Source organism: Actinocrinis sp. (assembly GCF_035653575.1).
Classification (GTDB): domain Bacteria; phylum Actinomycetota; class Actinomycetes; order Streptomycetales; family Catenulisporaceae; genus Actinocrinis.
Genome location: NZ_DASRBQ010000090.1, coordinates 1 through 19,031, shown reverse-complemented (window position 1 = coordinate 19,031; position 19,031 = coordinate 1). Strand labels below are relative to the sequence as shown.

16 protein-coding genes are annotated in these 19,031 nt (G+C 68.1%); 1 reads left to right on the top strand and 15 read right to left on the bottom strand.

Translation table 11 applies throughout. The annotated features are described in order from the left end of the window. Positions 1–116: 116 nt before the first annotated feature. Positions 117–2,204 (top strand): tetratricopeptide repeat protein, encoded by a 2,088-nt coding sequence (locus VFA06_RS12990; protein ID WP_324840777.1) that lies wholly within the window; start codon positions 117–119, stop codon positions 2,202–2,204. 63 nt (positions 2,205–2,267) lie between these two features. Here VFA06_RS12990 and VFA06_RS12985 read toward each other — a convergent pair whose 3' ends face one another. From VFA06_RS12985 to VFA06_RS12915, 15 genes are all read right to left on the bottom strand, one after another. Continuing rightward, positions 2,268–2,690 (bottom strand): GNAT family N-acetyltransferase, encoded by a 423-nt coding sequence (locus VFA06_RS12985; RefSeq protein WP_324840776.1) that lies wholly within the window; start codon positions 2,688–2,690, stop codon positions 2,268–2,270. A 234-nt stretch (positions 2,691–2,924) separates the two neighbouring features. Then, complete coding sequence (locus tag VFA06_RS12980; RefSeq protein WP_324840775.1) at positions 2,925–3,827, bottom strand: hypothetical protein; 903 nt, start codon at positions 3,825–3,827, stop codon at positions 2,925–2,927. 24 nt (positions 3,828–3,851) lie between these two features. Beyond that, complete coding sequence (locus VFA06_RS12975; RefSeq protein WP_324840774.1) at positions 3,852–4,442, bottom strand: hypothetical protein; 591 nt, start codon at positions 4,440–4,442, stop codon at positions 3,852–3,854. Further along, a complete protein-coding gene (locus VFA06_RS12970; protein WP_324840773.1) occupies positions 4,442–5,722 on the bottom strand; it encodes an MlaD family protein in 1,281 nt (426 codons plus the stop codon). Before VFA06_RS12970 ends, VFA06_RS12975 begins: the two co-directional genes overlap by 1 nt. Further along, positions 5,719–7,005 carry an MCE family protein gene (locus VFA06_RS12965; protein ID WP_324840772.1) on the bottom strand — a complete coding sequence of 429 codons (1,287 nt, stop codon included), beginning with the start codon at positions 7,003–7,005 and terminating at the stop codon, positions 5,719–5,721. Before VFA06_RS12965 ends, VFA06_RS12970 begins: the two co-directional genes overlap by 4 nt. Beyond that, entirely contained in the window at positions 7,002–8,129 is a 1,128-nt protein-coding gene (locus VFA06_RS12960; protein WP_324840771.1) for an MCE family protein, read from the bottom strand. The genes VFA06_RS12965 and VFA06_RS12960 overlap by 4 nt, the downstream gene beginning before the upstream one ends. Continuing rightward, positions 8,126–9,115 (bottom strand): MlaD family protein, encoded by a 990-nt coding sequence (locus VFA06_RS12955; RefSeq protein WP_324840770.1) that lies wholly within the window; start codon positions 9,113–9,115, stop codon positions 8,126–8,128. The genes VFA06_RS12960 and VFA06_RS12955 overlap by 4 nt, the downstream gene beginning before the upstream one ends. Next, positions 9,112–10,065 carry an MCE family protein gene (locus VFA06_RS12950; protein WP_414639886.1) on the bottom strand — a complete coding sequence of 318 codons (954 nt, stop codon included), beginning with the start codon at positions 10,063–10,065 and terminating at the stop codon, positions 9,112–9,114. Before VFA06_RS12950 ends, VFA06_RS12955 begins: the two co-directional genes overlap by 4 nt. Positions 10,066–10,145: 80 nt before the next feature. Beyond that, the gene (locus tag VFA06_RS12945) at positions 10,146–11,414 is read right to left on the bottom strand and encodes an MCE family protein (protein WP_324840768.1); all 1,269 of its coding nucleotides are present in this window, start codon (positions 11,412–11,414) and stop codon (positions 10,146–10,148) included. Between the two features lie 5 nt (positions 11,415–11,419). Beyond that, complete coding sequence (locus tag VFA06_RS12940) at positions 11,420–12,262, bottom strand: ABC transporter permease (RefSeq protein ID WP_324840767.1); 843 nt, start codon at positions 12,260–12,262, stop codon at positions 11,420–11,422. After that, positions 12,262–13,035, bottom strand: coding sequence for an ABC transporter permease (locus tag VFA06_RS12935; RefSeq protein WP_324840766.1), 774 nt, complete (start codon positions 13,033–13,035; stop codon positions 12,262–12,264). The genes VFA06_RS12940 and VFA06_RS12935 overlap by 1 nt, the downstream gene beginning before the upstream one ends. Further along, complete coding sequence (locus tag VFA06_RS12930; protein ID WP_324840765.1) at positions 13,032–14,084, bottom strand: ABC transporter ATP-binding protein; 1,053 nt, start codon at positions 14,082–14,084, stop codon at positions 13,032–13,034. Before VFA06_RS12930 ends, VFA06_RS12935 begins: the two co-directional genes overlap by 4 nt. Before the next feature lie 370 nt (positions 14,085–14,454). Continuing rightward, positions 14,455–15,213: a Mut7-C RNAse domain-containing protein gene (locus tag VFA06_RS12925; protein ID WP_324840764.1), complete on the bottom strand. Its 759-nt coding sequence runs from the start codon at positions 15,211–15,213 to the stop codon at positions 14,455–14,457. Positions 15,214–15,306: 93 nt separating this feature from the next. Beyond that, positions 15,307–16,179 (bottom strand): rhodanese-like domain-containing protein, encoded by an 873-nt coding sequence (locus VFA06_RS12920; protein ID WP_324840763.1) that lies wholly within the window; start codon positions 16,177–16,179, stop codon positions 15,307–15,309. Then, positions 16,176–18,461 carry a nitrite/sulfite reductase gene (locus VFA06_RS12915; RefSeq protein WP_324840762.1) on the bottom strand — a complete coding sequence of 762 codons (2,286 nt, stop codon included), beginning with the start codon at positions 18,459–18,461 and terminating at the stop codon, positions 16,176–16,178. The genes VFA06_RS12920 and VFA06_RS12915 overlap by 4 nt, the downstream gene beginning before the upstream one ends. Between the last annotated feature and the right edge of the window lie 570 nt (positions 18,462–19,031).

Here is a 19,031-nt window from a genome sequence, read left to right as displayed (position 1 = left end):
CATCTTCCGCTCCAAGGGCATTCTCGCCCTGGCCGGATCCACGAACCGGTCTTGATCCGCAGGCTTGCCCGTCCGGGCGGCTTGGCGGTAGAGACCTGATACGCAAGACTGGGCCGGTGGCTGAGCGCGTCGGGGAAGATCGGACCGGCCGGGTGGATGACCGAGGCACCCGGAATGTGATCGAGGGCGGCACACATACCGGGCCAATCATCATGGGTCGCGACATACACGTCTCGTTGCCCGCGCCCCATCCGCTCGCACTCGCGGGCTTGCCGCCTGATATTCCGGACTTCACCGGCCGACCGGATGAAATCGGCGCGCTGATCGACATGCTCGGTCCCGCAAACGCCGGCAGCGCCGTGGTGGCGATCAGCGGCTTGGCTGGAGTCGGAAAGACGGCTCTGGCGCTGCGGGCGGCTCATCATGCCGTCTCGGCGGGATGGTTTCCCGGTGGTGTCCTGTTCGTGGATCTGCACGGTTACGATCCGGAGCGGCGAGTAGCGCCAGGCGAGGCGATTTCCGGGCTGCTGCGTGCTCTGGGCGTTCACGGATCCGGTATCCCACAACACGAGGATGACGGCAGCCGGCTGTTCCGGTCCGTGCTCGCGTCGCTGGCCGCTGAGCAACGGCGGGTCTTGCTGATCATCGACAACGCTGCGGCGGTTTCCGACGTACTGCCGTTGCTGCCAGGGCATCGCGAGCATCGCGTCCTGGTGACGAGCCGTCACACACTTACCGGCGTGCCCGGTGCGCGAATCATCGATCTCGATGTCATGGAACCGGAGAGCGCAGTCACGCTGCTGCGTAATGTTTTACGGGCCGCCGATCCCGCGGATCGCCGGGCCGAGGGCTCGAAGCCTGAATTCGAGGAGATAGCCCAGGAGTGCGGTTATCTGCCACTGGCGTTGCGGATCGCCGCCGCCTTGCTTGCAGGAGACCGCGATTGCTCACCGGCGCAGTTCGCGGAGACCCTCATCAGGGAGCGCGGCCGTCTGGTCGCACTCGAACTGGATGACAGCCTTTCGGTGAGTGTGGCGTTCAACCTGTCATACCGCCGGCTGAGTCCCGCTGACGCCCGCGTATTTCGGCTCCTCGCCGCGCATCCGGGGCCCGAGATCTCCGTGGACGCGGCGGTGGCCTTGACCGAGCAGGATCGCGACGCGATCAGGCGGTCGCTGCGCAGCCTGCGCTTCGCGCACTTGATCGAGAGCGGGAGCCAGACCGGATACGTCAAATTCCATGACCTCATGCTGCGCTTCGCCCGCGAGCGGCACCTCGCCGAGGATTCGGTCGAAGTCCAGATCACCGCTCTGTGGCGCCTGCAGATCATGTATACGAACCACTCCTATCGAGCCTTCGAAAGGCTCTATGATCTGCCCGACGAAGAGAGCGGAATGCCGCATTTCAGCAGCAAAACCGATGCCATTGACTGGGTTCAGATGGAGCGAATGAACCTGCTGTCGACCATGTACTTCGCGGGTCTGCTCGGCCTGAACGTCGAAGATGACTTAGCCAAGCGGCGATTGTTCGACAAGTACACCAAGGCGATGGCGCGGCCGGTCAGTCTGTGTTTTCTAGCGCTCGGGTACGGACCGGAAGCGGCAGCCATTCTTACTCAGGAAATTGATATATGCCAACGCTTCGGTGACGAGCAGGGCGAGCAGCGCGCCCGCAGTGATCTCGACGGAGCCGAGCGCATGGAACGGCTCATCGCGGAGGCGACCGACCACCTTGAGGAGCTGAACGCCCTAGGTCAGCTTCCCGGCAGCGCATACCGCAACGCGATAGCTCTCGCTACTCTCGTCAACCTCGACTCCGGCGAGGTCACCAGAGGCGACCGGATGAACCTACGGCGTATGCTGGAAGACCGTCGAGAGAAGGGCGAAACCAAAGGCCAGGCGGCGTTACTCGGCGGCCTCGGTGACGCTTATTTCTGGTGGGGTAACTTCAACGCAGCGATCGAATACCACAAACAGGAGTTCGCGGTTTCCCGGGCGACGGGTGATCGGAACGGACAGGCCACTGCCCTGGCCGGCATCGGGCGTTCCTGCCTGGCGTCGGGGCGCGTCAGCGACGCTCTGGAAGACGAACCAGACAGTTCGAATCTCGTCGAAGGCTCGAAACTCCGTTCACGGTGCGCTAGCGCGCCGCTGAACGTGTACAGCAGTACTGGCGCAGCGTCTCACCGAACCAGCGATCCGTGAGTCCCTGGTCGACCATCCCCAGGCGGGACGCGACGGCCTGGGACGGCGAGTTGTCCGGGTCGGTCAGTGCCAGCACCCGATCCGGCGCGCCGGCCGGCAGCTGGCCGAGCAGCGCCGAGCCGACTCGGTGGCCAGGCCGTGGCCCTGGTGATCCGGGTGTAGGTGCCAGCCGACTTCGATTTCACCGGTCGGTCCGTCGGCATCGCTGAGCGGCAGCAGCAGCGCTGTCCCGACTGGTCCGACCGGCTCGGTTGGACCGGTGATCAGCGCGATTGCCCACAGTCCGTACGGCGCCTCGAGTCTGCCGTGGAAATCGCGCCAGGCATTAAGCCGCCGCCGAGCGTCGTCGAGATCCGTGACGGCGCGCCGCGGCCGCGGTCCAAGCCAGCGCGCGACCTCGTCCCGCGAGTAGATCGCGAAAAAGGCAGCCAGGTCGCCCTCCGCCCACGACCTGAGGATGATTCGGTCGGTGCGCAACAGCTCCATCCGCGCAGGATATCCCGAGGCTCGCAGGTCGCTGGGCCACCATCGAGGCCGTCACGCAGTGCGGCGGAGATGCCCTGTTGGCGATCCTTCGCCTTGGATCGACGAGGAGTCGGAACGCGTCAACCCATCCGCCGACCTAACTGGTGATGATCGAGCGGTCCTCTCATGGTTGCTGGTCGACATCGCCATCGGCGTGCTGAATCGCGGTTTACGTGCCGCCGCCTTTGTCACCCGTTAGAGGGCGTTGACCGCGCTGACGAGCCAGCCCTGTGGGGTGTCGGTGAGGGTGAGCAGAACCCGGTTCTGATCGACCTTGGTGCCGGTGACCCTGGTGCTCGTGGTCGATTGGTCGATGAATGCGAGGATGACGACCTGGTCCGGCGAGGCGGAGACCACCGAGACGGCCGGGGCGCCGCCGTCGGAGGGCTTGGCGACGACCGCCTTGACGACACCCTGGTACTGGAGCGCGGTGGGCTTGACCACCGTCTGCGTGGTCTTCGCGTACTGATCGCGGAAGGTGCCGGTCAGGAGTGCTTCGGCTTTGGCGAAGTCCTGGTCGAGGTGGCGGTAGTCGTAGGAGAAGATCACCGGAGCGGCTTTCTCGGCGGCGGCCACTGCTGCTGCGCGCGCTTGATCGGTGCGCTGCGCGTCGCGGTACTGGATGCCGAGGATCGTGGCTACCGCGAGGACGGCCACCACACCGACCGCGAGGACGGCTGTGACGACGGCTCGGCGCGGACCAGAGATCCGCAAGCGTCGCGGACGCGCGGTCTTCCGTGGCTTCGGCCCGGTGACGGCAGCGTCCGCTTCGGATTCGAGTCCGGATTCGTGTTCGGCCTCTGACCCTGACGCTGACGTCCGCGCTCGATTGGCTGCGACTCTGGATTCGGCCCGAGGTTCGGCTTCGACGTTTTCGGGCGGCTCGGCCAGCGTTGCGACCGCGGTGGCCGTCGTGGCGGTGCTGTTCGCGGCGAGGCCAGATGCGGCCTGCTCGTCGCCGCGCTCGGGCTGTCGCGCCCGCTTGGCCGCGGCACGCTGACCGGCGACCGGGCGGGGTCGGCGCGGGGTCTGGACGTCGCCGGTGAGCCGGTTGCGGGTGCGGGGCTGAGGCTGGTCTCGAGGCTCAGGCTCTTGCATGGTCAGTCTTTCCTTCCGGCCGCGTCAGCCGACGAATTCGATGCTGGAGGTAAGCCACCGGCCGTCCTGCTCGACCAGGTCCATCTGGAGGCGGTAGTTGCGCACCTGGCCGCTCGGCGCGGCCGTGTTCACCACCGTGCTGTCCGCCACGACCAGGACCCGGGCGGAGGTCGCGCCCGAGGTGACCACACCGGCCTGCAGCACCTGTCCGGAGGAGACCGCCTTGTTCGCGGTGACCACGCTCTGCAGGGTCGCGGACTCGTCGCTGAACTGCTGCTTGAAATCTCCGGTCGCGCCCGCGAGCACGTTTTTGCTGTCCTGGTCGAAGCGCCGGTAGTCGAGCGAGATGAAGTTGAGCGCCTCCTGACGCGCGGCGGCGAGGATCCCTTGGTCGCGCTGCTGTTGCAGGTTCTCCTGGTGCAGCCGGTATCCGAGCACTGCCACGCCGGTCGACCCGGCGATCAGGACCGCGGCCAGGATCCAGGGCAGGGCCCTGAATCTCGTCAGCGCACGGCTGACCGGGCGCGTTATGGCGCGCATCCGCTCACCCGCGGTCAGGGACCGGTCCGCATTCAGCTGCTCGCTCACGTCCGCACCCTCGTTCTCGCTCGTCATCACGCCATCGGGCCGAGAAGCATCCACTGCCACGAGTCACCCCCCAGAAGAGTCGTCTCGCCGCCGTCCGCGGCGATCTCGACCGGCTTGCCGTCCGGGCCGAGCGCCTCACCGGTCGCCGGGTCGGTTCCGGTCACGGAGGACGCGAGCGCATACGTCCCGTTGTTTTCCGCTGCGGCCGCGCCGCCCGGAGCCGGGACGTTCTGCGCTCCGCGCACGTCTGTAGCGCTGCCGCGCGGGGCGTCGCAGTGCACGCTGGTATTGGCCCGCCGGTAGCTCGTGTCTTGGGGCACCCGCTGCGTGGTGTCGTACGTGCACGGCGGCGGGTTGTTCACGTTGAGGACCAGGCCGAAGTGGGCAGTGCCGTCGCCGGGGACGGTGGTGAACCCTTGGGCGACCACGACCGGGTAGGTCACGAGGATCTGCTCGACGCCGGGCAGCCGCGCCTGCACGATCTGGCCGACGGTGACCAAGTTGCCGAGCAGCACGCCGAGGGTCGGCTGCGTGGTCTGCAACAGGTTCTGCAGCTCGCTGGCGGCCGGCGGGCCGGAGTCGAGCACCTTGCGCAGATCCGGGTCGCTGGCTCGCACCTGCCCGGTCAGCGCCGCCAGGTCGCGGGAGAAGCCGAGAATCGCGGAACCCTCGTCGACTTGGGTTTTCAGCACCTTGCCGGACTGGTCGATCAACGCGGTGGTCTGCGGCAGGTTCTGATCGGCTGTCTCGATCAGGGAGTTGCCGGAGTCGATCAGCCGCTGCAGGTCCGGGCCGGTCCCGTTGAACGCGGCGCCGAGCTCGTCGATCGTGATCTCAAGGTCCTGTCGGTTCACCGAGTTGACCAGCCGGTCGAGATTGACCATCAGATCCGTGTTCGGCAGCGGGATGCGGGTGTCGGCGCGGGCGATGGTGCTGCCGGGTCGCAAGTACGGCCCGCTGTCCGATCTGGGTTGCAGATCGACGTACTGCTCGCCGACCGCGGATCGGTCGGCGACGACGGCGAGCGTGTCGGCCGGGATCTGCGTGCCGTGCTGCAGGTCGAGGTCCACGAGCACGCCGGTGGAGTCGAGGTGGACCGCGCCGACCCGGCCGACCGGCACGCCGCGGTAGGTGACCTCGGCGTTGGTGAAGATGCCGCCGGTCGCGGCGAAGTCCGCGCGCACCGTGTATCCGGGGTCGATGATCTGGTCGCCGAGGCCGACGTACTCGGCCCCGGCATAGCCGACTCCGAGCACGGTGATCGCGCCGAAGACGAGCAGTTGGATCCGGACGACGCGGCTGATCATGCGGTCATCCCCTCAGTCATCAGCGCGGCCAGCTGCGGATCGATCTGGGCCGCGGACTTCTGGGCACCGAGGCACACGATCGGGCACAGGATTCCGCTCGGGCTGGGGCTCGGGCCGGGCGTGCCAGGGTTGTGATTCCCTCCGCACAGCACCAGGCAGGTCGGCAGGGGCAGGCTTGGCAATGGGAGCGGAAGGGAGGGCAGCGGGAGCACCGGCACAGGGGTCTGCGTCGGGCCTGGGGTGGGTCCGCCCTTTGGCGGAGCGCCGCCGCCGAGCAGGTTGTGGTAGAGGTCGTTGAGGTCCAGGTCCGCCGTGGCCTCGAGGTTGACGTAGTCGCCCTTGACCGCGCTGGTAAGGCCCTGCGGCAGCGGGTAGGTCAGCAGCAGGTCCAGCGCGTTGGGCAGGTCGTTGCCCGCCTGGTTCAGCTCGCTGAGCACCGGGACGAGGTTGCGCAGGTCGGCGACCATGTTCGCCTGCGAGGCGTTGATGACGCGGGCGCCTACCGCGCCGAGGTCGGACAGTGAGGTGAGCATCCGGGTGAGCATGGCGCGGTCGTCGGCGAGCGTCTTGAGCGCCGCAGGGGTCTCGTCCACGGCCGCCGCGATGACCGCGTGCTGGTCGTTCAGCGTCTTGGAGAGGTTGTCGATGCCGTCGAGCGCGCGGATGATGTCGTCGCGCTGTTTGTTCAGACCGCCGACGAAGGTGTTCAGCTGCGACAGGAAATCGCGCAGGTTCTGCTCCCGACCGCTCAGCGCCTTGTTCAGCTCCACGCTGATGGTGTGCAGCTGCGCCACGCCGCCGCCGTTGAGCAGCGCGGAGAGGGCCGAGAGAACCTCCTCGACCTGCGGGTTTCGCCCTGTGCGGGACAGCGGAATCACCGACCCGTCGTGCAGGCTGCCGCTGGCGGGCGCGTCGGTCGGCGCGGAGAGCGCGACGTACTTCTCGCCCAGCAGGCTGGTCTGCTTGAGCTCCGCGACCGCGTTGCCCGGCAGGTGCACCGAGTCCTCGATGCGCAGGTGTACCGAGGCGTGCCAGCCGTCCAGGTCGATGCTTTCCACGGCGCCGACTGTCACGTCGTTGACTTTCACCGTGGACTGCGGCACCAGGTCGAGCACGTCGGCGAACTGCGCCGTGACGTGGTAGACGTCGCTGCCCTGGGCCGGGGCTCCGGGCAACGGCAGGCTCGACACCCCGTCGAGCTGGCAGCCGCCGAGCAGCAGCGCAGCGGCCGCGGTCATCGCGGTCACGATCGGCGCGGCGGAGGGCATACGGCGGCGGCTCACTGCTTTCCTCCCAGGATTCCGCCGAGCGTCTTGTCCAGCGTGCCGGTCAGGGCGCCGGTGACTGGGTTCGCGGTCGGCAGCGGCGGCAGCGCGGCGAACAGTTTCTGCAGCCCGGAGCAGTCGACGTTCTGGCCCACCGAGTCGAGCAGCGAGCAGAGGAAGAGCGCCGGATCCTGCGCCTGCTGGGCGTTCATGCGGGTGTCGAGCGTGCCCGCGGTCGGGTTGTAGGCGTTGTTGAGGTTGCTGAGCGCGTCCGGGGCCACGCTCAGGAACTCGGCCAGCGCGGCGCGTTCCTTGACCAGGACGCCCGTCACGTCGCTCAGGCCGCTGACATCCGAGGTGAGCTCGGCCTTGTTGTCGTGCACGAAGGTCGCGACGTCGCCGAGGGCGGCGGCGAGATTCTTCAGCGCCGCGGCCAGATCCTGGCGTTCCGCGGACAGCTGCGCGGACACGTCGGCGAGGTTCGTCTCGAAGTCGCGTACCTGCTGGTCGTCGGCGGCGAGCTTGGCGGTGAAGACCTGGAGGTTGTCCACGGTGCCGAACAGGTCCTGCCGGTTGTCCGACAGCGTGCCGGCGGCCTGCGAAAGGTCCTGCACCGTCTGGTGCAGCGTCTCGCCCTGGCCGTTGAGGTTATCGGCGGTCACCCCGAGCAGCCGGGAGAGCGCCCCGTTCGAGTTCGCACCCTGCGGCCCGAGGGCAATCGACAGGGTATTGAGACTATCGAGGGTGGTGTCGAGCTCGACCGGGACGGCGGTACGGCTGAGCGGGATGACCGTGCCGGTGGCCAGTACCGGTCCGCCGCGGTAGACCGGCAGCAGTTGCACGTAGCGGTCGCTGACCACTGATGAGCTGATGATCGCGGCCTGCGCGCCGGCCGGTACCTTGTAGCCCGCGCCGTATTCGAGGTCGACGCGGACGCGGTCGCCTTGCGGGGTGACGGCGGTGACCTCGCCGACCCGCACACCCAGAATCCTGACATCAGAGCCCGGATAGATGCCGACGGTCCGGGTGAAGTACGCGGTGACGTGCACCATGGCCGGCGAGGGCCACAGCGCGTACGCCATCCCGCCGGCGAGGCACAACGCCAGCGCTGCGGCGGCGATGCGGATGCGGCGCTTGGTCACAGCAACCCTCCGGGAGAGGTCCGCACCGAGGGCGGGATCGTGAGCACCAGGTTCTGGACGTAGGTGTCGAACCAGCGGCCGTTGCCGAGGTTGTTCGCGAAGACCCGCACGAACGGGGCGAGCAGCTTGACGGTCTGGTCGAGGTTGTCCTGATTGCGCTGGAGGATGGCGAGCACCGCGTGCAGCCGGTCCAGCGCGGGCCCGAGCTTCGCGCGGTCGTCGGCGACCAGGCCGGAGAGCTGGACGGCGAGCGAGGAGGTGTTCACCAGCAGCTCGTGGATCACCTCGCGGCGCGCCTCGATCTGCTGGAGCAGCAGGTTGCCGTCGTCGATCAGCGTGGTCAGCTGGTCCGAGCGGTCGGAGAGCACCTTGCTGACGCTGTCGGCGTGGATCAGCAGTTCGCGCAGGGCGTCGTCGCGCGACGAAATGGTCTGCGACAGCCGGGAGAGCCCTTGCAGCGAGGCCTTGACGTCGGCCGGGGTGTCCTGGAAGTCGGAGGAGAGCGTGCTGAGCGCGTTGGCGAGCTGGGTGGTGTCGATCTGCTGGACGTTCGTGGTCAGGTCACTGAAAGCCTCGACCACGTCGTACGCGGAGACGGTGCGCTTGAGCGGGATCTCGGTTCCCGCCGCGAGCTGACCGGGCCCCCGCGGTTCGAGCGCGAGGTACTTCTGGCCCAGCACGGTCTTGATCCGGATCGACGCGCCGGTGTCCACGCCGAACTGCGGGCCGCCCTTGATCTTGAAGTCGACCCGGACGTGGTCGCCTTCGAGGCCGACCCCGGTGACCTGGCCCACGGAGACGCCGGCGATGCGTACCTCGTCGCCCGGCTTGAGGCCGCCGGCCTCGCTGAAGGCCGCCGCGTAGGCCGTGCCGCCGCCGATGAACGGCAGCTTGTCGGCGTTGAAGGCCGCGAACAGGATCGCGGCGGACAGCGCCAGGCCGATCGCGCCGAGGACGACCGGGTTGCGGTCGCGGAACGGGATCATCCGCCGCACCTCGCCTGGGCGGCGTGGAAGTCCGGGGTGGTGGTCTGCCCGGTGACCGGTAGCACGATCCTGCCGTCGAAGTCGCAGAGGTAGAAGTTGAACCAGGACCCGTAGTCGGCGACTGAGGTGACCGTGTCGAGCTTGCCGGGCAGCTCCTTCAGGACGTTGTCGACGGTCTTGCCGTTGCTCTGCAGCGTCCCGGCGAGCGTGGACAGCTGGGAGATGTCGGACGACAGGGCGGGACGCCCCTGCTCGAGCAGGCCCGAGGTCGCGGCGGCCAAGGCGTTGATGTTGTCTAGGGACGAGCCGATCGCCTGGCGGTCGGCGGACAGCCCGGAGACCAGGCGCTGGAGCTGGTTCAGCAGGTCGCCGAACCGGTCGTCGTGCTGGTCGAGCGCGGTCAGCACCCCGTTGAGGTTGTCGATGACTGATCCGATCAGCTGGTCGCGGTCGGCCAGGGCGGAGGTGAGCGAGGCGGTCTCGGCGAGTAGGCCGTCGATGGTGCCGCCCTCGCCTTGGAGGGTCTGGATGATCTCCATCGCGAGCTTGTTGACGTCGGCGGGGCTCAGCGCGGCGAACAACGGCTTAAAGCCCTGGAACAGTACGGTCAGGTCAAGCGCCGGCTGAGTGCGCGCCAGCGGGATCTCGCCGCCCGGCGGCAGCGGGGTCTCGTCGCCGGCGCCGTCGGTCAGCGCCAGGTACCGCTCGCCGACCAGGTCGCGCCAGCGGATTTCGGCGTGGGTGCTGGTGAACAGGGTCTGGTCGCGTCCGACGGTGAAGGTGAGCTCCGCCTCGGTGCGGTCCTTGATCGCGATTCCGGTAACCGAGCCCACGCGCACCCCGGCGATCCGCACGTCGTCGCCGACCACCACGCCCGTGACGTCGCTGAAGACCGCGCGGTAGGTGTTGGTCGCAGCGAGCGAGAGGTTGCCGATGGTCGCCGCGAGCATGAGCGTGGCCAGCGTGGTCACCAGCGCGAAGATGCCGAACTTGACCAGCGGGCCGACGACGGCGCGAGAAGGTGAGGAGCTCACGACACGCTCACCGCCGTCCCGCGGGCCAGCGGTCCGAACAGCAGGGTGGCCACCGCGGGCACCTGGTCGGCCGGAACGCCCATGACCGGGGCCAGGATCGAGTCCACGACGTGCTGCTCGGCCAGGGTGCCGGCCAGACCGCTGACCAGCGGGGCGCTCGATCCGGAGGATCCCGAGGTGCCGTCGTCCAGTTTGACCGGCGGGGCCGGGACGGCCGGGTCGGGCAGTCCGCGGCAGTTGGGTCCGGACCGGTCCGCGTATCGGGGTTCTTCGCCGGGGTGGTACGGCGCCCTCGGCACCACGACCTCCAGGGTGATGTGCAGTGCCCCGCCGGCGAACACCTGCTGCAGGCGTGGCTCCTGCTGAGCGAGGCCGTTGAGCAGGCAGGGGTATTCGGGCGAGTAGCGGTCGAGCAGGGCGATCGTCGGCGCGGAGACCTGAGCCAGGGTGATGATGCGCTGTCCGTCCTCGTTCAGGACGTTCTGCGCGGTGGAGGAGAAGGACTGCACCCCGGTGAGGAACGAGACGAGCTGGTCCCGTTTGGCCACGATCGTCTGGCTGGTGGCGGTGACGTTTTTGAGCACCGCGAGCAGGTCGGGCGCGGCGGCGTTGTACAGCTGAGCGGTATCGGCCAGCTCGCGCAGGTCCGCCTGGACGGTGGGCAGCAGCGGATTGAGTTTTGAGACGTATTGGTCGACGCGGACCAGGTTCGCGCCGATCTGGTCGCCGCGGCCCTCCAATGCGTCCGCGAAGGCGGCGAGGGTCGCGTTGAGTTTGCCCGGCTGGACGGTGCGCAGCAGCGGCAGCAGGTCGCCGAGCACCCGCTGGATCTCGATGCCGGCCTTGGAGTGGTCCTGGGGAATGACGTCGCCGGCCTGGATCGCGCGCCCGGGCGGCCCCGGCGGGGTCACCAGATCCACGTATGTGTCGCCGAACAGCGTCGTCGGGAGCAGCCGGGCGTTGACGTTGGCCGGGATGAAGCCGACGTCCGCCGGGTCAAGGGCGAGATCGACCGTGGCCACCGTGCCGTTCGAGCTGATCCCGCGCACCTGACCGACGATCACTCCGCGCAGCTTGACGTCGGCGGAGGGCTGGAGCTGATCGCCGACGGAGTCCGCGTGCAGCGTCACGTGCACGACCGAGGTGAATGCGTGCTCGTAGATCGCTACGGTGAGCGCGGCGAGCAGACCGAGAACGACCAGGAAGACCACGCCGTACAGGCGCAGCATGATCGGCCGCTCGGACCCGGGATCGGCGTTGGACATCCGCGTCACCCCGTGATCCGGACGGTGGTGGTCGATCCCCAGATCGCCAGGCTGAGGAAGAAGTCGATGACGTTCACGGCGACGATCGCGGTGCGCACCGCGCGTCCGACCGCGATGCCCACTCCGGCCGGGCCGCCCTTGGCGTGGTAGCCGTAGTAGCAGTGCACGAGGATGACCACGACGGCGAAGATGATCGCCTTGCCGAAGGACCAGAGCACGTCGTCGGGCGGCAGGTACTGGTGGAAGTAGTGGTCGTATGTGCCGGTGGACTGTCCGTAGTAGGAGGTTGTGATAAAGCGCGCGGCGAGGTAGGAGGAGAGCAGGCCGATCACGTACAGCGGCACGACCGCGACGAAGCCGGCGATCATCCGGGTGGTGACGAGGAACGGCAGCGAGGGCACGCCCATGACCTCGAGCGCGTCCACCTCCTCGTTGATCCGCATCGCGCCGAGCTGGGCGGTGAAACCGCAGCCGACCGTCGCCGAGAGAGCGAGCGCGGAGACGAGCGGGGCGACCTCGCGGGTGTTGAAGTAGGCGGCGAGGAAGGCGGCGAAGTTGGAGGTGCCCAGCTGGTTGAGCGCCGCGTAGCCCTGTAGGCCGACCTCGGTGCCGGTGAAGAAGGTCAGCACCGCGATCACGCCCACGGTGCCGCCGACAACGGCCAGCGCGCCGGTGCCGAGGCTGACCTCGGCGAGCAGCCGCAGCACCTCGCCCCGGTAGCGGCGCAGCGTGCGCCCGGCCCAGCTCAGTGACCTGGCGTAGAAATGCAGCTGTCGGCCGAGTTCGTCGAGCCCGTCGACGGGGCCGCGGAGCGTGCGGCTGCGCGAGAGGCGGTCGGTGAGCGACATCACGACCCCTTCGGCGGGACGATCTGGAAGTAGACCGCGGTCATCACGAAGTTGGTGAAGAACAGCAGCAGGAAGGTGATCACCACGCAGTGGTTGACCGCCTCGCCGACTCCCTTCGGCCCACCGCTCGCGTTCAGGCCCTTGTATGAGGCCACGATCGCGGCGATCGCGCCGAAGATCAGGGCCTTGATCTCGGCGGCATACAGGTCGGGCAGCTGGGCCAGCGCGGTGAACGAGGCCAGATACGCGCCCGGCGTGCCGTGCTGCACGACCACGTTGAAGAAGTAGCCGCCCGCCACGCCGACCACCGAGACCAGGCCGTTGAGCAGGACCGAGACGAGCATCGCGGCCAGCACCCGCGGCACCACCAGCCGGTGCACCGGGTCGATGCCGAGCACCTCCATCGCGTCGATCTCCTCGCGGATCTTGCGCGCGCCCAGGTCGGCGCAGATCGCGGAGCCGCCGGCCCCGGCGATCAGCAGTGCGGTGACCAGTGGCGAGGCCTCGCGCAGCACTGCGAGCACGGAGGCGCCGCCGGTGAACGACTGCGCGCCGAGCTGGTCGGCCAGGTTGCCGAACTGGAGCGCGACCACGGCGCCGAAGGGGATCGAGACCAGGGCCGTCGGCAGGATGGTGACGCTGGCGATGAACCAGGCCTGCTGGATGAACTCGCGCCACTGCACCGGACGGCGCGGCAGGACGCGCACCACGTCGAGAGCGAGCGCGAACAGCTTGCCCGACTCGCGCAGCGGGCTGACCGGCGAGAACGTCATTGGTCCCGCCCAAAGAACCAAGACGTGTCTTCGGACTCGGGCTCCGACTCGGGCTTGGACTCGGGTTCGGGCTCCGCTGCCGCTGCCGGCGCTGACGGTGCGGGCGCTGCCGGGTTCCACGGACCGGCCCCCGCTCGCTCGGCGATCGCCTGCCAGCGTGGCGAGCGCGGCACGCCGAGTCCCGGCAGCAGCCGCGAGGCTCCCACCGACGCCTGCCCGGACGTCTCCGGAGGCGCGTGCCGCCCCTCCCCAAGTTCCGCCAGCTCCTGCTCGACCAGAGCGGCGTCCTTCTCCTCCGCCATGCCGATCGGCCCCTGCATGCGGCCGCCGAGGAACTGGCGCACCACCGGCTCCGCGCTGGCGAACAACTCCTCGCGCGGGCCGAACATCACCAGCTTTCGACGAAACAACAGGCCGATGTTGTCCGGCACGACGCGCGCGGAGGCGATGTCATGCGTGACGATCAGGAAGGTCGCGTCGATCTGCGCGTTGAGATCGACGATCAGCTGATTGAGATATGCGACGCGGACCGGGTCGAGCCCGGAGTCCGGCTCGTCGAACAGGATGATCTGCGGATCGAGCACCAGCGCGCGGGCCAGTCCGGCCCGCTTGCGCATGCCGCCGGAGATCTGGCCTGGCAGCTTCTCCTCCGCGCCGAGCAGGCCGACCATCTCCATCTTCTCCAGCACCGTCCGGCGGATCTCGTCCTCGCTGCGCCTGGTGTGCTCGCGCAGCGGGAACGCGATGTTGTCGTACAAGTTCATCGAGCCGAACAGTGCGCCGTCCTGGAAAAGCACCCCGAACAGCTTGCGCACTTCGTACAGTTCGTGTCCGCGCAAGGTGGTCACGTCGCGCCCCTCGATCCAGACCGAGCCACGGTCCGGCCGCAGCAACCCGACGAGGGTCTTGAGGAACACCGACTTACCGGTGCCCGACGGGCCTAGCAGCACCGAGATCTCGCTCGCGGGCAGCGTCAACGACACGTCCTCCCAGATCACCTGGCTGCCGAACGACTTGGTCAGGCCGTCGACCCGGACTTCGACTCCCACGCGGGACACCTTCCGCAGTTGTACCTTCCCGCGCACGCCGACCAGCGCCGTCGCCGCGGAGTCAGGTGAGAGTAGGCTCGGACACCGCGGTTCGACCAGCCATTGACGTCACCCGGAAGAGTGAATTCGGCACGATTGTTACTCGTCCGTAAACAAGCCAGAGCGAATCAACTCGTACATAACAAGACAATCGGCATATCGCGATTGGCGGGTCCCGACGGTCTCAGGACCGTCTCACGGTTGATATACGGTAGCAGCAGGCAGTCAGACGACTGGAGCGACACGCACCCGATCAGTTCCCTGCCGCACAGGTCCACGACAGTCGCCAGGTACACCCGCAGCCCTCGACAGTCGGAATACAGCTTGCTAGCTAGGCTGCGGCGTTCGCAGCAGACTCCGCGTTCTTCACGTGCCGCATCGCATGCTGCACGATCGCCTCAAGACGCTGCGCGTGCGCGCCGCGCCAATACGTGTGACCGCACGCGGAGCATTCGGCGAACGTCTCATACGTGCGCTGAGTACCTGAAGGCAGCCGTCCGCGCACGCTCTCCTTCCCGACCTGACGCAGTTCGCCGTTGCAGGCGGTGCACCGTGTCCACGGCGCGAGCGGCGGGACAAATCGGTCGAGCACCTCGTCGAGTTGCTCACCCGGACGGTGGCTGTAGACGAAGGCGCCGGCGAATAGTTCGCGGCGGCGCAGCAGGCCGCGATCGCGCGACAGCATGATCCGCTGTTCCGCCGCGGACTTGGCCGCCAGCGCGCCGTCGCCGATATCCGGGTTCTCGTACGCGGCGTCCAGGCCGAGCAGCCGCATCCGGCGGGCGAGCGTACCGAGGTGGATGTCGAGCAGGAAGCGCGGCGGCACGCCTGCGTGGGGCGGCCGCTGCGGCAGGCGGACAGCGTCGACCTCGATCCGCTCCCCCGCTCGTGGAACATGCGCGACAGCGACCGGCCTGCCGCCCGCCCGCAGGGCACCGACCTCGGTCAGCGGCACGCCGAGGGACTCGACGACGTGGCCGAGCGACGAGACGCCGTCGCAGCGCACCCTCGCCCCAGCCGTCCTGTGGGCGGCACTGAGAAACAAGTGCAGGCGCGGGTCGAAGCCGATCTGGATCTCCACGGGCTCCACCTGACCAGCATGCCAGCGCCGCCTTGTCACACGCGAATGCATTGCCGTCCCGCGTACCGCTTACGGTCAGCTGCTTCGCGAGCGTGGCCCAGGTCAGTAGCGCGGCAGCGTCGGATCCACGTGATCAATCCAAGCCATCAAGCCGCCGTTCACGTTCCACGCGTTCTCGAACCCGGCCGCGCGGAGCTTCGCTACTGCTTGGGCGCCGCGGAACCCGGCGCGGCAGTGAACAATCACGTGACCCGACGGGTCGAGCTCACCGAGCCGGTCGTCGAGCTGGCCGAGTGGGATGAGCTTCCCGCCGATGTTCACCGTCGCGTATTCGGACTCCTCGCGGACGTCGAGCAGCGTGAGGTCGGAGCCGGACTCGCGCAGCCGCTGCAACTCCCGCACGGTGATGTCCCATGGGCTCTGCATCGGCGCCTGTGAGCCGCCCAGCTTGGCCAACACCCCGTCGGCAGACTCCGCCTGCACCGAGATCTGCGGTACCTGCCGGGGATCGGCGACAGCGACAGGGGCGACCGTGGCGGGGCCGAACAACTCTTCGACCGCCGGTGCGATCTCAGCCAGCAACGCGGACTGCACCTGCGTGTGCGTCCCCAGCTTGCGATCGGCGACGGACACGCGCAGCCGTGTCGGGTCGAACCGGCACGCCAGCGCACCATCGGCCTCGATCGCGTCGATCGTGCCAAGCGCCATCCGCACAGCGTCCCGGAACTGAGTGGCGGCGTCGTCGCCGCGCCGCTTCATCGTCACGGTAAACGCGTGCAGGTTGATCCCGTAGTCGACGTCCTGGCCGACCAACATGACACCCGGTCCGTTCGGTACGTGCCGGTAGTCGGCGACGTCGAGCAGGCGACCCTCAACCAGGCTCCGCTGGATGAACCGGTGGAACACACCCACCGCTGGCTCCAGATCCACAGCCGGGTTGGCCGTCACGGCCACGGTCAGTCGCTGCGGCTTCATCGGCTGCCCGCCGTCACCTTGATCGCCGTCTTCTCCGCTTCCAGCTTGGCCTCGCAGGCGTGCGCCGCCTCGATGAACAACTGCGCTTCCTCGACGCGCTGACCTGCGGTCGTCAGATTGCCGGAAGGGGTCGGGTCGGCGTGCCGGTCGAGCAGGAACTGGCCGAATTTGCCGCCGGCGAACCGGTCGAAGAACTTCTCGGTGTCGAAGAACCGGCTCTTCCACTCCCTGACGATCTCCTGCGGGTCCTGCGTCACGTCGATGAACTCCGTGCGGACCAAGGCTCGGGCGGCCGCGAGCATCGCCTGGTAAGCGTGCTCCTCGGCTCGGTCCGGGTCGCCGTCCTCTTCCAGCGCCAACTGGGCGTCGAACACCTCCGATTCGGCCTTCATCACCTCGATGCCGAACAACGAGACGACCTCGCCGGCGCACTCGCCGACGCCGTGGTCGGCCATCGCGAACAGCCGGGCATCGGCGAAGTCGATGTAGAAGTCCGGAGCGTCCGTATAGGACGGCAGTTCCATGAACGGTTCCACGATGCCCTTGAGCCCGCGCTTGCCCATCCGCAGCGACCAATCCTGGAACGACTCGCCGTCCTCACGGCCGGCGAGGTAGGCGTCGGTCAGCGCGTCGACCACCTTGGGCGCGTTCTTCGAGGGCACCGCGCCGACGGCCATGCCGTACTTGGCGGCGTTCCCCGTGCGCTGTCCGCCGAGGATCACCTGGAAGTGCGGCATCTGGCGCCCGTCCATGCCGCGGGAGTTGCCGTAGAAGCCGATGTCGGCCAGGTGGTGCTGCGCACAGCTGTTGAAGCAGCCGGAGACCTTGATGGACATCTCGTTGACCGCCGCGTCCTGTTCGGCGGCGCGTGGCGCCAACTGCTCGCGCAGTACGCCGGCCAGGCCGCGACTGGACGCGATACCCAGCTTGCAGGTGTCGGTGCCAGGGCACGCCGTGACGTCGGCGATCGTGCTCGCCCCGGCCGACGCGAGTCCGATCGCGCCGAGCGCCTCATAGACCGCCGGCAGGTCGGCGTCCGCGATGAAGCGCAGCACGATGTTCTGCTCGACGGTAGTGCGCATCCGGTCGCCGGAGTACGTGCGCGCGATGTCGGCCAGACCGCGCGCCTGTTCGCTGGTGAGGTCACCGATCGGCAGGTGAACGGTCACCACCCGGTAGCCCTGCTGCCGTTGCGTGCGCACATTCGTCAGGTTCCACCGCTCGAAGCCCTCCGGGCGCACCGCGCCGTTCATCATCGTGGGCTCACGTACCGGTTCGCCGGCGGTCACCGGCAGGTTCTCGATCAACCCGAGGTGGCGCGGGTCGTACGGGATCTTCTGCTGCTCCTCGGCGACCAGCCTCCGGAACTCCTCGATGCCCAGCTTGTTGACCAGGAACTTCATCCGGGCGCGGTTACGGTTCTTCTTCTCGCCGAGGCGCGCGAAGACCCGGGCGACCGCCTGGATCTGGACCAGGAACTCCTCGACCGGAGTGAACTCGCTGAGCACCTCCGCCTGCTTCGGCACGGTGCCGAGCCCGCCGCCGACCACGACCTTGAAGCCCCGGCGCCCGTCCTGCACGCGCGCGACGTAGCCGGCGTCGTGCATCTGCGCCAGCCCGCACGCCTCGTGTTCGCAGCCGGAGAACGCCGGCTTGAACTTGCGCCCGAAGTCCTGCACGTCCGGATGGCCGAGCAGGAACTCCATCAATGCCCGCGCGTATGGGGCGACGTCGAACGCCTCGGTGTGGCATACCCCGGACAGCGGGCAGGCGGTGACGTTGCGCACCGAGTTGCCGCACGCCTCGCGGGTGGTGACCCCGACCGCGGCGAGCCGGCGCATCAGATCCGGGGTGTCCTCGATGTGCACGAAGTGAAGCTGGAAGTCCTGCCGGGTGGTGACGTGCAGGATCGAGTCTGAGTACTCCTCGGAACAGTCGGCGATGACCTCGAGCTGTTCCGGCGTCAACCCGCCGAACGGCAGCTTGATGCGCTGCATGCCCGGCGCGTCCCACTGGGTGTCCGGGCCCTTGGTCGGCTTGTCGGCGAAGTCCAGCTCGCGCGTGGCGTAGCCGTCGAAGCGCTGCCCGTTGTCGTAGCGCTGCCCGTACGCGCCGCGACGCAGGCGCGTCTCGGCGAACACCTTCTCATCCAGCTTGCCCTGCAGGCGCAGCCTGATCTGCGCCTCGAAGTCGTCGATCTCCTTGGCCCACTCCGGACGCATCCGCCCGTCGAGCAGGCTGACCCAGCTGCTCTGATCTGAACTTTCGGCTGGCGTGCGCATGCGCAGGTCTCCTCAACTGGCTGATGGCAACGTCGATGGACGGAAGAGGGCAGTGCCCGCAATCGAGCAGTCAGACGACTGCCGGACAGGCCGCGGAGACGATGCGCATCAAGTCGACGTGCCAGCGCCGGGTAAGCCGCAGCGCATGCGGGGTCAACTGAGCTAGATGCACGAACCCAGGGTGGCACATGGCATGCGACAAACGAAAGCGCACCGATCCTGGTTGACCAGTGACGGTCCCAGGTCGTCTCGTTGCCGTCGGACCCAAACCGTGTCCTGCGCAGCGTCGCCCGAGGCCTTGACGGTCTGCGAGTCGATGGCCACCGCGTTCGGCTCCTCGGCCCCGCGCGCGAGCGGCGAAGTCTGCGGCGCAGCGCCTCGGATGTAAAGGACGCTTGACAGTCTCGAAGATGTAAAGCTAGCTTGACATCTGGGATCGAACCCGCGCGGCACTCTGGCGCGGCGATGGAGGTGTGTTCGATGCCGAATTACGGGAGGAACGGGCATGATCAGAATTCACACACCGTACGGGCTTGGGCACCCGCTGAACCGGCGGCGTCCCAACACCAT

What these genes read in the sequence shown, in the direction of transcription:
- VFA06_RS12940 (WP_324840767.1), bottom strand. Translation starts at nt 12,262, where the DNA reads ATGTCGCTCACCGACCGCCTCTCGCGCAGCCGCACGCTCCGCGGCCCC.
- VFA06_RS12945 (WP_324840768.1), bottom strand. Translation starts at nt 11,414, where the DNA reads ATGTCCAACGCCGATCCCGGGTCCGAGCGGCCGATCATGCTGCGCCTG.
- VFA06_RS12935 (WP_324840766.1), bottom strand. Translation starts at nt 13,035, where the DNA reads ATGACGTTCTCGCCGGTCAGCCCGCTGCGCGAGTCGGGCAAGCTGTTC.
- VFA06_RS12985 (WP_324840776.1), bottom strand. Translation starts at nt 2,690, where the DNA reads ATGGAGCTGTTGCGCACCGACCGAATCATCCTCAGGTCGTGGGCGGAG.
- VFA06_RS12915 (WP_324840762.1), bottom strand. Translation starts at nt 18,461, where the DNA reads ATGCGCACGCCAGCCGAAAGTTCAGATCAGAGCAGCTGGGTCAGCCTG.
- VFA06_RS12975 (WP_324840774.1), bottom strand. Translation starts at nt 4,442, where the DNA reads ATGACGAGCGAGAACGAGGGTGCGGACGTGAGCGAGCAGCTGAATGCG.
- VFA06_RS12920 (WP_324840763.1), bottom strand. Translation starts at nt 16,179, where the DNA reads ATGAAGCCGCAGCGACTGACCGTGGCCGTGACGGCCAACCCGGCTGTG.
- VFA06_RS12980 (WP_324840775.1), bottom strand. Translation starts at nt 3,827, where the DNA reads ATGCAAGAGCCTGAGCCTCGAGACCAGCCTCAGCCCCGCACCCGCAAC.
- VFA06_RS12950 (WP_414639886.1), bottom strand. Translation starts at nt 10,065, where the DNA reads ATGCTCGCGGCGACCATCGGCAACCTCTCGCTCGCTGCGACCAACACC.
- VFA06_RS12970 (WP_324840773.1), bottom strand. Translation starts at nt 5,722, where the DNA reads ATGATCAGCCGCGTCGTCCGGATCCAACTGCTCGTCTTCGGCGCGATC.
- VFA06_RS12955 (WP_324840770.1), bottom strand. Translation starts at nt 9,115, where the DNA reads ATGATCCCGTTCCGCGACCGCAACCCGGTCGTCCTCGGCGCGATCGGC.